The following is a 13,847-nucleotide window of genomic DNA, read 5'->3' as shown; positions in this document are numbered from 1 at the left end:
CGACGCGGCGCGGCCGCTCCCGCCGGGCGACCCGGTCGGCCTTGCGGCCGGCCGCCCCGACGATCTCCGCAGCCGCCCCGACGCCGACCGCTGTGACCGACGCCACCCGCCATCCTGCCCCCTGCCCGCCCGCGAAGACCGCTCCCGCACTGGGCCGGCCGATCTCACCCACCCTCCTTTGCTCTGCACCCGCGGATGCGACGGTTACCGTCCGCGACTGTCGCCTATTGGGGTGCAGAGCAAAGGCGGGCACAGAGCAAAGAAAGGGATGGGCATTGGCTGGGCCGTGGTCGACCGCCGGGTCGGCACCTAGCAGCGTCGGTGCGGGGTCCCGCCGTGGTCAGGGTTGGGGCTCAAGTTAGGCGGCGTCGGGGGTGCGGGTGGCGCGGCGTAGGCCATAGAGAGCCAGCCCGGCGGCCGCCAGCAAGGGGGCGCCGTCGCGGACCAGGCCGTCCACGCCCAGCAGCCACCAGCACAGCGGCAGGTCCACGGCGAGTACGGCCACCGTGACGACGACCAGCAGGCCACGAGCCCAGTCCTTGCCCCGCATCAGGAACGCCGTGCAGAACAGCACCGCGTAACTGGCCGTGATGCCCGCACCGAACCAGAACAGCACGGCCGGCACTGCGGCCAGTCGACCATCCAGGATGGATCCCCCGGCCACCAGGGCCGGCACCAGCATCAGCGGGCTGTAGGTGAAGGCCGCCACCCGGCTGGTCAACAACCAGGCGCTGGCCTCTGGTCGGCTCGGCGGGGTCTCCCGCCAGGAGATGCCGGCCCGGTCGATGACGAGACGCGGACGGTGCAGGACCAGGTGCCCGGCCAACGCCGACGAGCGGTAGAGCAGCCAGACCACCGCGGCACAGAGCGCCGTGAGGATCGCGAAGCCGAGCAGGCCGGGCAGCGGCGGCACGCCCTGCCGGGGCACGATGAGCCGGCCGACCGCGAAGATCGTGGTGACCGCCAGAATCAGCCCGAACGGGCGGGCCACCGTGCGACCCCGCCGCACGTGCCCGATCAGCAGCAGGAAGCCGAGCGAGCGCAGCATGGCCCAGCCGGTCCGGACGGCCAGCCCGAAGCCCTGCTCCGGGGCGTACCACCAATTGAGCAGCTCGACCACGATGGTGGCCGCCGCCGTCGTGGCCAGCAGGAAGGTGAGCACCCGGACGGCGGACGGCCGCCGGACCTGGGTCTCGGCGGCCGTCCTCATGGGATCCGATAGTGCCCGCAGGGGGCGGTCTTCACACCTAGCGCGTCTGCGCGGCGTCGAGGCGCGCGCGCAGCGCGTCCAGCTCGGCCCAGAGCACGCCGGGCAGCTTGTCACCGAACTTCTCGAACCACTCGGTGACGAGCGGCAGCTCGTTGCGCCACTCGTCCGGGTCGACCTTCAGGGCGATCCGGACGTCCTCCGGGGTCATGTCCAGACCCTCGACGTCCAGGGCGTCCGGCGCGGGCACCATGCCGACCGGGGTCTCGACCGCGTCGGCCGTGCCCTCGATCCGCTCGACGACCCACTTGAGCACCCGGGAGTTCTCCCCGAAGCCCGGCCACAGGAACGAGCCGTCGGGGTCCTTGCGGAACCAGTTGACGTAGTAGATCTTCGGCAGCTTCGCCTCGTCGCCGTCGGCGCCCTTGCCCATCTCGATCCAGTGCCGGAAGTAGTCCCCGGCGTGGTAGCCGATGAACGGCAGCATCGCCATCGGGTCCCGCCGGACCACGCCGACGGCGCCGGACGCGGCGGCGGTGGTCTCCGAGGAGAGCGTGGCACCCATGTAGACGCCGTGCACCCAGTCGCGGGCCTCGGTCACCAGCGGGATGGTGTCCTTGCGGCGTCCGCCGAAGAGGATCGCGTCGATCGGTACACCATTCGGGTCGAAGTACTCGTCGGCGAGGATCGGGCACTGGGTGATCGGGGTGCAGAACCGGCTGTTCGCGTGGGAGGAGAGGCCGTCGCTCTCCGGCGTCCAGTCGTTGCCTTTCCAGTCGATCAGGTGCGCCGGCGGCTCGCCCATGCCCTCCCACCAGACGTCGCCGTCGTCGGTGAGACCGACGTTGGTGAAGATGGAGTTGCCCCGGTCCAGGGTGCGCATGGCGTTGGCGTTGGTCTTCCAGTCGGTGCCGGGTGCGACGCCGAACAGGCCGTACTCGGGGTTGACCGCGTAGAGGCGACCGTCCGGGCCGAACCGCATCCACGCGATGTCGTCGCCGATGGTCTCGACCGTCCAGCCGGGAATCGTCGGCTCCACCATGGCGAGGTTGGTCTTGCCGCAGGCCGACGGGAACGCGCCGGCGATGTGGTAGACCCGACCCTCCGGCGAGGTGATCTTGAGGATCAACATGTGCTCGGCGAGCCAGCCCTCGTCCCGGCCCATCACGCTGGCGATCCGCAGCGAATAGCACTTCTTGCCGAGCAGCGAGTTACCGCCGTAACCGGAGCCGTACGACCAGATCTCCCGGGTCTCCGGGAAGTGCGAGATGTACTTGGTCTCGTTGCAGGGCCAGGCGACATCCTGCTGGCCGGCGGCGAGCGGGGCGCCGATCGAGTGCAGGGCGTGCACGAAGTCCGCGTCGTCGCCCATGGCCTCAAGGACCCGGGTGCCCATCCGCGTCATGATGCGCATCGAGGCGACCACGTACGGGCTGTCGGTGATCTCGACACCGAACATCGGGGATTCGGCCTCGACCGGGCCCATGACGAACGGGATGACGTACATGGTGCGACCGCGCATCGAGCCCCGGTACAGCTCCGTCATCGTCCGCTTCATCTCGGCCGGCGCCATCCAGTTGTTGGTGGGGCCGGCGTCCGCCTCGTCGACGGAACAGATGTAGGTGCGCTCCTCGACCCGGGCGACGTCCGTCGGGTCGGTGCGCGCGTAGAACGAGTTGGGCTTCCTCTCCGGGTTGAGCCGGACCAGGGTGCCGGCCTCGACCAGCTCATCGGTGAGCCGGCGCCACTCCTCGTCGGACCCGTCTACCCAGACGACACGGTCGGGGGTGGTCAGTTCCGCGATCTCACGGACCCAGGCGAGCAGTTTCGGATGGGACGTCGGGGCCTGATCGATACCCCGCACAACAGCCGGAGCAACCATGACACATCTCCTTGTGGTCGACGCTGACCGATCTATGGGATGCACGAGACTCAGCGGCGCGAAGCGTCGCCTTCGTGGAAACCTGGGATTGGCCTCAGCGTAAACCGGGCAGCCTTCCGAGTCAGTGGGACAGGTTGTGAAGAACTGCACAAGCTACGGCCTCGCTGCGGCATCACGAGCTGATACCCGCTTTCTCGCGCAGTTTCACGCAAATCTTGTTGTGCACCCCGGCGGACGCTTGTTGCGGTCGGGCCGTGGACCTGCCCCGCCGACCGATGCGGGGATTCCCGTTCCGGAGCGCCTCAGTCCTCCCAATTGACTACGGTGGGTGCAGTGGTGACGCACAGGGTGCTGGGCTCCTCCGGGAGACCACGCCCGCTCGCCGTTGCTACCCCTGTGACTGGTTTGCAGCCGGTAGGCTCGCCCCGTGGCCGCCACGATGACCGGGGAACCGGGTCCCCGGCAGACCCGACAGGGTCTCGTCGGCACACTGCTGGACCGATTCGGTCACCTCGTCCGCGAGTTGAGCAAGTTCGCCACCGTGGGCGGGATCGCCTTCCTCATCGACTTCGCGCTCTTCAACTACCTGACGAGCAGTCGCGGCGTCGAAGAGTTGACGGCGAAGACGATCTCCACCGTGATCGCTGCCTCCATCGCCTTCGTGGGCAACCGGTTCTGGACCTGGCGGCACCGCCAGCGCAGCAACCCGGCCCGCGAGTACGCGCTCTTCTTCTTCTTCAACGCGGTCGGGCTCGGCATCGCGGTGGCCTGCCTCGCGCTCAGCCGCTACGGGCTTGGCAGCATCTGGCCGGCTGTGTTCCAGACCCGCCTGGCGGACAACCTCGCCAGCTACATCGTGGGCACGGGCCTCGGCACGCTGTTCCGATTCTGGTCCTACCGGCGGTTCGTCTTCGTCGAAGCGGGAAACCCGACCCTTCCGCAGGTGAAGCCTGACCCTGACCCCGGGGCGCGACCCTGATCAGGGGGCGTGACCTGCCGCCCATCTCGTTCGGCCGGTGATGTCCGGCCGTACCCACTGCCCTAAGGTGTTTCGCATGCGTCTTGTCCGCCTGCTGCCTGAGCGCTGGCAGAAGTTCATCCACGAGGCGCTCAAGTTCGGCATCGTCGGCGGCATCAACACCGTCATCAATTACGCGGTGTTCAATGCCCTTGCACTGACCGTTTTCGTCAACGGTCAGTTGAAGGCGACCGTGATCGCGACCATCGTCGCCACGATCACGTCGTACCTGATGAACCGGCACTGGACGTACCGCGATCGCCCGAAGTCGGCACTCCGCCGGGAATACATCCTGTTTTTCCTGTTCAACGGCGCTGGCCTGATCATTGAGCTGGGTGCCGTGGCGGCGGCCAAATACGGTCTCGGCGTCCACGGCCTGCTGGCACTGAACCTGGCCAAGACCGTCGGCGTCATGCTGGCCACGCTGTTCCGGTTCTGGTCGTACCGAACCTTCGTCTTCCAACCCGTCGTACCGGTCGAGGACGACGAGGCCGCGAAGACCGAATCCACCTGGCACAGCATTCCCCGCGACGAGTGGGACAACGTGGCGGAGTTGGACCCGGTCGCCGAGTTGGCGGAATCCGTGTCCGAGCTGGAGGAGGCGGAGTCCGCACAACGCGTCGACTCCCCGCCCGGCACACCCACTCAGGGGCGGCCCCCGCGACTGAGCGTCAGCCCCGCCGCCGACCTGGACGCGGAACTCGCCGCGGAGCTGCACCTCAGCACCCGTCGCGCACCCCGCCGGTGACGGCACCCGAGGCCCGCTCCGGCACGGGGCGCCCGGCCGAGCTGTTCTTCGAGGATCTCGTTCCGGGGCTCACCGTTGACCTCGGCGTGGTCACCGTGGATGGCGACGAGATGGTCGCCTTCGCCCGCCGCTTCGACCCGCAGTGGTACCACGTCGACCCCGACCTGGCCGGGGCGAGCCGGCATGGCGGCTTGATCGCCAGCGGCTTCTACACCGTCAGCCTGTTCATGCGCGCGTACGTCGACCATCTGCTGTCCCGGGCTGCCGCGGACGCCTCCCCTGGCTTGGAGGAGCTGCGCTGGCTCGCCCCGGTTCGGGCCGGCGACCGACTCGCGGTCCGGGTCGACGTCATGGGCGCCCGACCGTCGACCGCCCGCCCCGGGCTCGGCACCGTCAGCCTCACCGGCACCATGCTGCGCCTCGGCCCGGACGACCGGCCCGAGCAGGAGGTGCTGCGGACCCGCTTCCGGGGCTGGTTCGCCGTACGACCGGCCGAAGCCGCTCCGGCCGACGCGGACCAACCCGAAGGCGGCCCGGCCGAGGCGTCCGACGGCGGCCCGGTGGAGATCAGCGGCCCACCCGGGGCCCAACAAAACGACTGACCCGCCCCGACACAGCGGCAGGGGCGGGTCACGATCGGTCCGGATCAGGCAGTGGTGTCGCGCAGCGGCTTGCCGTCCTGCATGTCGGCGAGCATGTCGCGCATCTCCCCATCGCCCAGCGAGTGCTTGTCGTGCTGTGCCTCGACCAGCTCGTACAGGGTGGTCTGCACCTTTCCGACGTCCGGCACGTCCTTGAGCACCGACTGGCCGCGCTCGCCGGCCGACTCGATGGTGAGCGTCCCACAGCCGAGCATGCGCTCGATGAAGTGCTGATTCATCGAGTGGTCGTTGACCCGGGAGAGCGGGAGATCCCGCCGGTCCCGGGAGAAGACACCCTGCTGGAGCAGCACTCGCTCGTTGGTGAACAGGTAATGCGTGGTGCGCCAGACCAGGAACGGCCACAGACCGAGCCAGAACACTGCGACCAGGGCGATCGCCCCGATCACGGCCAGCGCGATCGAACCGCCGCCACTCTCGGGCAGCAGGAGCACGCCGACCACCACCGCGGCGACGGCCAGCACCAGCACCGCGATCGGCTGGATCAACGCCTTCCAGTGCGGGTGTAGGTGCAGCACGACGTGCTCGTCCTCGGTGAGCACGTCTTCAGGAAACGCCACAGGAACCTCCAACGCCATTTTCTCGACGCGCAGACGGTAAACCCCCCAACCTCCACCACAACATCCGCCACGCGGCCCCACCCGACTCTTCTTGATCTTGCAACTCGCCGGCCGGGCCCCGTCCTTCGCCCGTTCCGTCCGACACGCCAACGGCAAGACCGCGAAAGAGCAGGTCAGCGCAGGTGCAGGACGTCGCCGGCGGCCAAGGTCCGATCGCCTGTCGGGGTAGCGACAATCAGTTGGCCGTCCGGGTCCACGCCGGTGGCCGTGCCGGTCAGGGACTCGCCGTTTGGCAGCAGGACGCGCACCTCACGCCCGACCGTCGCGCAGGCCGCCAGGTAGGCGTCGCGCAGGCCGCTGGCCACCGCGTCGCCGCCCGCGTCGCGCCACCTGTCGTACCAGTCGGCGACCGCCCGCAGCAGCGCCCGCAGCAGCGGATCCCGATCGGTGGCCACCGCGCCGGCCAGCTGAAGCGAAGTGGCCGGCAGCCCGGTCGGATTCACCGGCAGCTCGTCGGCGCGCAACGTCACGTTGAGCCCGATGCCCAGCACGATGGCCGGCGGTTGGTCCGGCGAGCGCCCGGGCACCGCCTCGGCCAGCACGCCCGCGCATTTCGCGTCGCCGATCAGCAGGTCGTTCGGCCACTTCAGGGTGGCCTCCAGCTCGGCCAGCCGGGCCACCGCCTCGACCAGCGCCACGCCGGCCAGCAACGGCAGCCACCCGTACCCCGTGGGTGTCGCCGGCAGCCAGCCGCGGTCCGGCACGGCGTCGCCGGGCCGCAGCAGCACGCTCGTCGCGATGCCGGCCCGCGGCGGCGACTGCCAGATCCGACCGCGCCGGCCACGCCCCGCGGTTTGCCGCTCGGCGACCACGACCAGGCCCTCGGGTTCACCGGCCCGCGCGGCCTCGGCCACGTCGGCGTTGGTGGAGCCAGTCTCGGCACGCAGCTCCAGCCGGGCCCACGGCCCGGTCGGCGCGATCAACGCGCGGCGCAGCCGGGCCGCCGACAGTGGCGGCCGGTCCAGATCGGTGTACGGGGAGCCCGACATTCCGCCAGCCTACGGCGGTGCTCCGGTCGACACTGAGGCGTACTGCACAGCGGCACCCACCTGAACCATCGTTATATTCCCTGGGTGACTACCGATGCCGGGACCAACATCCACAGCACTGCGGGCAAGCTGGCGGACCTGGAGCGCCGGGTCGACGAGGCGGTGCACGCCGGGTCGGCCCGCGCGGTCGAGAAGCAGCACGCGCGCGGCAAGAAGACCGCCCGCGAGCGGATCGAAATGCTGCTCGACGAGGGCTCCTTCGTCGAGCTCGACGAGCTGGCCCGGCACCGGTCCACGGCCTTCGGGCTGGAGCGCAACCGCCCGTACGGCGACGGCGTGGTCACCGGCTACGGCACTGTCGACGGCCGACAGGTGTGTGTCTTCGCGCAGGACTTCACGGTCTTCGGTGGCTCGCTCGGCGAGGTCTTCGGCGAGAAGATCGTCAAGGTGATGGACCTGGCCATGAAGATCGGCTGCCCGGTGGTCGGCATCAACGACTCCGGCGGCGCGCGCATCCAGGAGGGCGTCGTCTCGCTCGGCCTCTACGGCGAGATCTTCTTCCGCAACGTGCGGGCCTCCGGCGTCATCCCGCAGATCTCGCTGGTGATGGGGCCCTGCGCCGGCGGCGCGGTCTACTCCCCGGCGGTCACCGACTTCACCGTGATGGTCGACCAGACCTCGCACATGTTCATCACCGGCCCCGACGTGATCAAGACGGTGACCGGCGAGGACGTCGGCATGGAGGAGCTGGGCGGCGCGCGTACGCACAACTCCCGCAGCGGCAACGCGCACTACCTCGCCAGCGACGAGGAGGACGCGGTCGACTACGTCAAGGCGCTGCTGTCGTACCTGCCGTCGAACAACCTCGACGAGCCGGTTGTCTTCGAGGCCCCCGCCGACCTGGCGATCAGCGACGAGGACCGGGAACTGGACACCCTGATCCCGGACTCGGCCAACCAGCCGTACGACATCCACCGGGTCATCGAGCACGTCCTCGACGACGGGGAGTTCCTGGAGGTCCAGCCGCTTTACGCGCAGAACATCGTGGTCGGCTACGGCCGGGTCGAGGGACGCCCGGTCGGCGTGGTGGCCAACCAGCCGATGCACTTCGCCGGCACCCTGGACATCGCCGCCTCGGAGAAGGCCGCCCGGTTCGTCCGCACCTGCGACGCGTTCAACATCCCGGTGCTGACCTTCGTGGACGTTCCCGGTTTCCTGCCCGGCACCGGTCAGGAGTGGGACGGGATCATCCGCCGGGGCGCCAAGCTCATCTACGCGTACGCCGAGGCGACCGTCCCCAAGGTCACCGTGATCACCCGCAAGGCGTACGGCGGGGCGTACGACGTGATGGGCTCCAAGCACCTCGGCGCGGACCTGAACTTCGCGTGGCCGACCGCGCAGATCGCCGTGATGGGCGCCCAAGGCGCGGTGAACATCCTCTACCGCTCCGAGCTGGCCGGCGCCGAGGACCCGGCGGCGGTCCGGGCCGAGAAGATCGCCGAGTACGAGGACACCCTGGCCAACCCGTACGTGGCGGCCGAACGCGGGTACATCGACTCGGTGATCCCGCCGCACGAGACGCGCACCCAGATCGTCCGGGCGCTGCGCGTCCTGCGCACCAAGAGGGAAACCCTGCCGCCCAAGAAGCACGGCAACATCCCGCTCTGAGCGGTCAGCAGGCCGGGTTGGCGGCGGCGCACATCCGGCGGGCGGCGGCCTGCGCCAGGCTGCGCAGTTCCAGCTCGGTGCCGGCCTGCCCCAGACTGAGCACGGTGATCAGATCGCCCACCCGGACTACGGCCGTGCTGCTCGGCCGGGGCGCCGCACCGACGGGCTCGCCCGTCTTCTGGTCGACGGGCTGCGCACCGGTGTGCCGCAGCAGCGCAGCCCCGTCGCCGGCGAAGCCCCGCTGGACCACCGCCCAGCGGTGCAGCGCCGCCCCGGTGCCCGTGGCGGCCCCCACCTTGTAGTCTCCGACGCTGTTCCACTCGGCGCACGGGGCCACCAGGTCGTCCAGGGTGGCGAGAAGCTCGATGGCCGCGTCCGGAGTCAGCCGGAAGAGACCCTGCGTGACCAGACCATCCGACTCGGCGAGGATCGCCCCAGCGCGCTTCGGCACCAGGGTCTGCGAACGGGACAGGATCGAGTACTGCCAGCCGTCCGGGCGCCCCTGGCTCGTCCGACAAGCGCCGAGCAGGTGATCCAGCAGGACCGGCTCACCCAGCCCCGACTGGCTGAGCTGCACATCGACCTGCTGCGGCAGGTCGGCCGGCTGCAACAGGGCGTCGGTGGTGATCTCGTGTCGGGTGGGCCCGGCGGAGGCGGCCGGCTGAACCGGTGGCGGGGGCGTCCTCGGCGCGGCGACCGCCACGGCGGAGACCCCGGCAAGCGCCAGCACGACGGCAGCCACCACGACTCTGCGCTGGCTGCGGCGGCGTGCCCGGGAGCGAATCTCCTCCGGGTCGAGCCAGCGCACGTCCCGCAGCTCCCGCTGGATCCGTTCGACGAACGTCAGGTCGTCACGCATCGGTAGCCTCCTCCAGGTCAGAGACGGCGAGCAGGCCGGCAAGCGCAGTGCGCCCCCGGGAGAGACGGGCCTTGACGGTGCCCACCGGGGCTGCGGTCTCCCGCGCCACGTCGGCGACCGGCATTCCGACCAGGTAGTACAGGGCGATGGCGACGCGCTGCTCCTCGGGCAGCCGGCGCAGGGCGGCGACCACCGCGACAGTGTCGGTGCCCGGCCCGGGAACGGTCTCGGTGGCCCCGTGCCGCAGGTACGCGCGGGCCCGGCTACGCAGGCTGCGCCACCGGCTGACCGCGATCCGGCTGGCCACCACCCGCACCCACGCCTCCGGGTCGTCGTACCCGCTGATCGTCGACCAGCGCTGCCACGCCCGGACGTACGCCTCCTGCACGGCGTCCTGCGCCTCGCCACGATCGCCGGTCAGGGCGTAGACGAACCCGAGCAGCCGTTGCCGACTCCCCCGGTAGAACTCGTCGAACCCGTCAACGTCCGGCACCCGCTACCTCCCCGTGTCGGTCGCTGGGAACACGCACCGGGCGGGGTCGCCGGTTGCCCCGGTCAGGCGATCATCTTCTCCAACTCGGTGAGCGGGAACGTGCCGGCCGCGATCCGCTCCCGGACCGCCCGGCGGACGGCCTGTTGCACGGCGACATTGGCCGGCGTCGGTACGTCGTGTAGCCGGCCGAGCAGCGCGATCTCCCCGTTGAGGTGGTCGACCTCGGTCGAGCCGGTGCCCCGGGCCAGGCTCTGCCAGGTGGAGCCCCCGAAACGGGCCTCGCCGTCGACCGGGCGCTGCCCGACCAGGTCGCCGCGTTCGGCCTTCTCCTCCGTAAGCGAGGTGTGCGCGATGCCGGCGGCGGCAAGCGCGGCGACACCCTCGGCGCGTACCCGCTCGACCAGCGCGTCCGGGATGTCCCGGCCGAACAGCGCCTGCAGGCCGTTACCGAGGTTGCTGAGCAGCTTGCCGTACTTCCAGCGCAGCACGTCCGCGCGGACCGGGGCGACGAAGCCAGCGGCGTTCAGGTCGGCGGCGATCGCCCGGTCGGTGTCGTCGGCACCCCCGGGATACCGCCCGATGTGGAGCATCCCGGGATGCGGGTGCCCGTTGGCGACCACCACGCCCGGGTCCAGGTAGGTGGCCGGTAGCCAGACGCAGACCGGGTGCACGTCGGCGAAGAGCCGCAGCGCGGCCCGCTCGTTGGCCACCCCGTTCTGCGCCGTCACCAGCGGCAGACGTTCGCCCGCCGTGCCGCCACCGACCACCGGCGCGTCCACCCAGGCGGCCAACGCGGCGGCGGTGTCCTGCGACTTCACGGTGAGGATCAGCACGGTGTCCGCCGGCAGCGGCCGCTCACCGGGCCCGTCCACCGCGGCGAGCCGGGCGGTGATCTCGCCGTCGGGCTGCCGCAGGGTCAGACCCCGCGCGCGGATCGCGTCCAGATGAGCACCCCGGGCCACCAGGGTCACGTCCCGGCCAGCCTGAGCCAGCCGTACGCCGATGGTCCCGCCGACCGCACCCGCCCCAACGATCACGTATCGCATGGCCTCATTCTGCCCCGGTGGGGTCAGAGCGTCAGGCCCGCGTCGGTGAGGATGGGGCCCGCCAGCAGCAGGGCGCCCGTGATCAGGGCGACCAGGTTGACCAGGGCGAAGACCGTCACCCAGAAGAATGCCGGGAACGGGGTAAGCCCGGCGAGTTGGTCGGCGTCGGAGGCGGGCATCCGGCCCCGCGAGCGCAGCCGTTGCAGCTCGACCACCGGCCGCACCCCGCCGAGCAGCAGGAACCACACCCCGGTGTACGCGAACGCGGCCTGGACCTGCGGCGTCGCGTACCACGAGACGGCGAACACCAGCGCCCCGGTGACCAGCAACGACACCACGCCGAAGGCGTTGCGGATCATGACGAGCATGGCCAGCAGCAGCGCCACCGCCACCCAGAGCAGCAGGGTGATCCGGTTGCCACCGAGCAGCCAGGCGCCGGCCAGCCCGACCAGCGGCGGCGCGACATAGCCGGCGAGCAGGGTGAGGATCATTCCCGGCCCGGTGGGGCGACCGGCGGAGAGCGTCAGCCCGGACGTGTCCGAGTGCAGCCGGATGCCGTGCAGCTTGCGGCCGGTCAGCAGGGCGACCAGGGCGTGCCCACCCTCGTGCGCGATGGTGATGGCGTTACGGGCGATCCGCCACGGCAGCCGGGTGGAGACCACCACCAGCGCGACGGCAGCGGTGATCAGCACCAGCAGCGCGGGCGGGTCCGGCTGCGCGCCGAACAGCGTGTCCCACAGGTCGCTCAGCCCGTCCATCGACATCATGGGGCGCGAGCCTACCGGCGGCGTTCCGTGTCGCTCCCGAGGCACCGGCTCGTGGTGCCCGAGACGGATCGGGTGGGCCATGAAGGCAGAGGTGATTGCAGATGAGGTCGTTGCCGTTGGAACACCACGTGGGGCCCTGGACCGAGGCCGACTACTTCGCCCTGGGTGAGACCCCGGACCGGATCGAACTGCTCGACGGGAGCCTGCTTCTGAGCCCGGTCCCGAGCAAGCGCCACCAATTGGTCTCGCGTCGGCTGGCCGACCATGTCGAGCGCTCGGCAGGCGACCTCGCGGTCTTCGGAGCGGTCAACGTTCGGCTCGGGGTGGATCGGATCGTCATCCCCGACGTGGTTGTCGCGGACACCGACGACGAGGGCACCGCGGTGGAGGCCGCCGAGGTGGTGCTCGTCGGCGAGGTCGTCTCGCCCGGCAACGCAGCCGCCGATCGCCTGCTCAAGATACAGCTCTACGCCATTGCCCGAATCCCGTGGTATCTCCTGGTCGAGCAGGACGGGGACGCTCACTCGTTGCGACTGTTCCGGCTGGACGGCGAGCACTACGTCGAGGACCAGGTGGCCAAGCCCGGCGAGACGCTGACCGTCGTCGAGCCCTTCCGCTGGCAGCTCGACCCGGCCGCCCTGCGCTGATCCGTCCAGCCCCGACCAGCAGGCTTTCACGCCCTGTCGATGAAGCTTTTCTCAGTCACCCTTGTGATCTAGGGCACTTACCTCCAAAGATGAATGTCGATAGAGCGACGTCCTTGGAGGCACTCATGGCCCGTACCCCGTCATCGCTGCGCCGCGCGCTCGCGGCCGGCCTCACCGTCCTCGCCACCGCGGCGGCGGCCCTGGTCGCGACCGCCGGACCGGCGGCTGCGGCCACCACACCCGGCGTCGACGTCTCCCGCTACCAGGGCACCATCAACTGGACCAGCGTCCGCAACGCCGGCGTCCAGTTCGCCTTCATCAAGGCGACCGAGGGCACCAGCTACAAGGACCCGAACTTCAACGCGAACTACGTCAACGCGTACAACGCCGGAGTGATCCGCGGGGCGTACCACTTCGCGCGGCCGAACATCTCCGCCGGCTCCACCCAGGCCAACTACCTGGCCTCCAACGGTGGCGCCTGGTCGGCGGACAGCCGCACCCTGCCGGCGGCGCTGGACATCGAGGCCAACCCCTACAGCGGCGGATACTGCTACGGGCTCAGCACGACAGGCATGCGCAACTGGGTGCAGGACTTCCTGAACACCTACCGCTCCCGCACCGGCCGGTACGCGGTCATCTACACCACCACGAGCTGGTGGAACCAGTGCACCGGCAGCTGGACCGGCCCGTGGGCGAACCACCCGCTCTGGCTGGCCCGCTGGTCGAGCACGCCGGGCGCCCTGCCGGCCGGGGCGTCGGTGTGGAGCTTCTGGCAGTACACCAGCACCGGCGCTGTCTCCGGGATCAGCGGCAACGTGGACCGCAACTACTGGAACGGCGACCGCAGTCGCCTGATCGCGCTGGCCAACAACACCTGACCAGGCCGTTGGCGGCAGCGGGATCGACGGTCACCATCACGGTCGACAATCGGTCCGGCTGCCGCCACACCACCGGGTACGGGTCAAGCCCGCCGCCGGCCCAGGCCCGGCACCACAGCGCCCTCACGAGCCAGAGCGCCCCTACGTGGCAGCCGCCAGGCAGCCACGCCAAGACCGGCAACGATCACGACGCCGAGCAGTGCGACGAGTACCGAAACTCCCGCGCTGACCAGCAGCAGGATCGCGTCGCCGAGCGCGACGAGCATCCACAGTGCCAGCCGGGGTCGAGTGTCCCTCCGTCGGTAACCCATGTCGTGCCTCCTTCCGTCGTCGGAGGTCAATTACCCAGGACGACGGAAGGTCATG

15 protein-coding genes and 1 pseudogene are annotated in these 13,847 nt (G+C 70.3%); 7 read left to right on the top strand and 9 right to left on the bottom strand.

From position 1 onward, the window contains the following. Positions 1 to 358: 358 nt before the first annotated feature. Both IF46_RS0103030 and IF46_RS0103025 read right to left on the bottom strand, forming a co-directional pair. Complete coding sequence (locus tag IF46_RS0103030) at positions 359 to 1,210, bottom strand: hypothetical protein (RefSeq protein ID WP_030486706.1); 852 nt, start codon at positions 1,208 to 1,210, stop codon at positions 359 to 361. Between the two features lie 37 nt (positions 1,211 to 1,247). Continuing rightward, entirely contained in the window at positions 1,248 to 3,089 is a 1,842-nt protein-coding gene (locus IF46_RS0103025; RefSeq protein ID WP_030486705.1) for a phosphoenolpyruvate carboxykinase (GTP), read from the bottom strand. A 136-nt stretch (positions 3,090 to 3,225) separates the two neighbouring features. Between IF46_RS0103025 and IF46_RS35715 the strand changes: the two are divergent. From IF46_RS35715 to IF46_RS32140, 4 genes and pseudogenes are all read left to right on the top strand, one after another. Continuing rightward, positions 3,226 to 3,315: pseudogene (locus tag IF46_RS35715) on the top strand (GtrA family protein); the annotation flags it as partial. 213 nt (positions 3,316 to 3,528) lie between these two features. After that, positions 3,529 to 4,068: a GtrA family protein gene (locus IF46_RS35710; RefSeq protein WP_030486704.1), complete on the top strand. Its 540-nt coding sequence runs from the start codon at positions 3,529 to 3,531 to the stop codon at positions 4,066 to 4,068. A gap of 76 nt (positions 4,069 to 4,144) precedes the next feature. Beyond that, complete coding sequence (locus IF46_RS0103015; protein ID WP_030486703.1) at positions 4,145 to 4,855, top strand: GtrA family protein; 711 nt, start codon at positions 4,145 to 4,147, stop codon at positions 4,853 to 4,855. Further along, on the top strand, positions 4,852 to 5,457 hold the full coding sequence (locus tag IF46_RS32140; protein ID WP_198041333.1) for a MaoC/PaaZ C-terminal domain-containing protein: 606 nt from the start codon (positions 4,852 to 4,854) through the stop codon (positions 5,455 to 5,457). The genes IF46_RS0103015 and IF46_RS32140 overlap by 4 nt, the downstream gene beginning before the upstream one ends. Before the next feature lie 44 nt (positions 5,458 to 5,501). On the opposite strand, the gene IF46_RS0103005 is transcribed toward IF46_RS32140, so the two are convergent. Both IF46_RS0103005 and IF46_RS0103000 read right to left on the bottom strand, forming a co-directional pair. After that, complete coding sequence (locus IF46_RS0103005) at positions 5,502 to 6,074, bottom strand: PH domain-containing protein (protein WP_030486701.1); 573 nt, start codon at positions 6,072 to 6,074, stop codon at positions 5,502 to 5,504. Between the two features lie 173 nt (positions 6,075 to 6,247). Further along, positions 6,248 to 7,123, bottom strand: coding sequence for a biotin--[acetyl-CoA-carboxylase] ligase (locus tag IF46_RS0103000; RefSeq protein WP_030486700.1), 876 nt, complete (start codon positions 7,121 to 7,123; stop codon positions 6,248 to 6,250). An 84-nt stretch (positions 7,124 to 7,207) separates the two neighbouring features. On the opposite strand from IF46_RS0103000, the gene IF46_RS0102995 reads away from it, so the two are divergent. Further along, positions 7,208 to 8,791 (top strand): acyl-CoA carboxylase subunit beta, encoded by a 1,584-nt coding sequence (locus IF46_RS0102995; protein WP_030486699.1) that lies wholly within the window; start codon positions 7,208 to 7,210, stop codon positions 8,789 to 8,791. 4 nt (positions 8,792 to 8,795) lie between these two features. On the opposite strand, the gene IF46_RS33035 is transcribed toward IF46_RS0102995, so the two are convergent. The 4 genes from IF46_RS33035 to IF46_RS0102975 all read right to left on the bottom strand — a co-directional run bounded on the left by IF46_RS33035 (position 8,796) and on the right by IF46_RS0102975 (position 11,956). Beyond that, complete coding sequence (locus IF46_RS33035) at positions 8,796 to 9,650, bottom strand: hypothetical protein (RefSeq protein WP_030486698.1); 855 nt, start codon at positions 9,648 to 9,650, stop codon at positions 8,796 to 8,798. Next, complete coding sequence (locus IF46_RS0102985) at positions 9,643 to 10,143, bottom strand: SigE family RNA polymerase sigma factor (RefSeq protein ID WP_030486697.1); 501 nt, start codon at positions 10,141 to 10,143, stop codon at positions 9,643 to 9,645. The genes IF46_RS33035 and IF46_RS0102985 overlap by 8 nt, the downstream gene beginning before the upstream one ends. Positions 10,144 to 10,205: 62 nt before the next feature. Further along, on the bottom strand, positions 10,206 to 11,189 hold the full coding sequence (locus tag IF46_RS0102980; RefSeq protein ID WP_030486696.1) for a ketopantoate reductase family protein: 984 nt from the start codon (positions 11,187 to 11,189) through the stop codon (positions 10,206 to 10,208). A 23-nt stretch (positions 11,190 to 11,212) separates the two neighbouring features. Further along, positions 11,213 to 11,956: a M50 family metallopeptidase gene (locus tag IF46_RS0102975; RefSeq protein ID WP_030486695.1), complete on the bottom strand. Its 744-nt coding sequence runs from the start codon at positions 11,954 to 11,956 to the stop codon at positions 11,213 to 11,215. 101 nt (positions 11,957 to 12,057) lie between these two features. Here IF46_RS0102975 and IF46_RS0102970 point away from each other — a divergent pair, with 101 nt between their 5' ends. Further along, positions 12,058 to 12,603, top strand: a complete 546-nt coding sequence (locus IF46_RS0102970; protein WP_030486694.1) for a Uma2 family endonuclease — start codon at positions 12,058 to 12,060, stop codon at positions 12,601 to 12,603. A 125-nt stretch (positions 12,604 to 12,728) separates the two neighbouring features. Then, entirely contained in the window at positions 12,729 to 13,481 is a 753-nt protein-coding gene (locus IF46_RS0102965; protein ID WP_030486693.1) for a GH25 family lysozyme, read from the top strand. 83 nt (positions 13,482 to 13,564) lie between these two features. Here IF46_RS0102965 and IF46_RS0102960 read toward each other — a convergent pair whose 3' ends face one another. Beyond that, entirely contained in the window at positions 13,565 to 13,792 is a 228-nt protein-coding gene (locus tag IF46_RS0102960) for a hypothetical protein (protein ID WP_030486692.1), read from the bottom strand. Between the last annotated feature and the right edge of the window lie 55 nt (positions 13,793 to 13,847).

This window comes from Micromonospora chokoriensis, assembly GCF_000718555.1.
Taxonomy (GTDB): Bacteria; Actinomycetota; Actinomycetes; order Mycobacteriales; family Micromonosporaceae; genus Micromonospora; species Micromonospora chokoriensis_B.
Note: the sequence above shows the minus strand (reverse complement) of the source record. Positions and strands in the feature narration are given on the sequence as shown.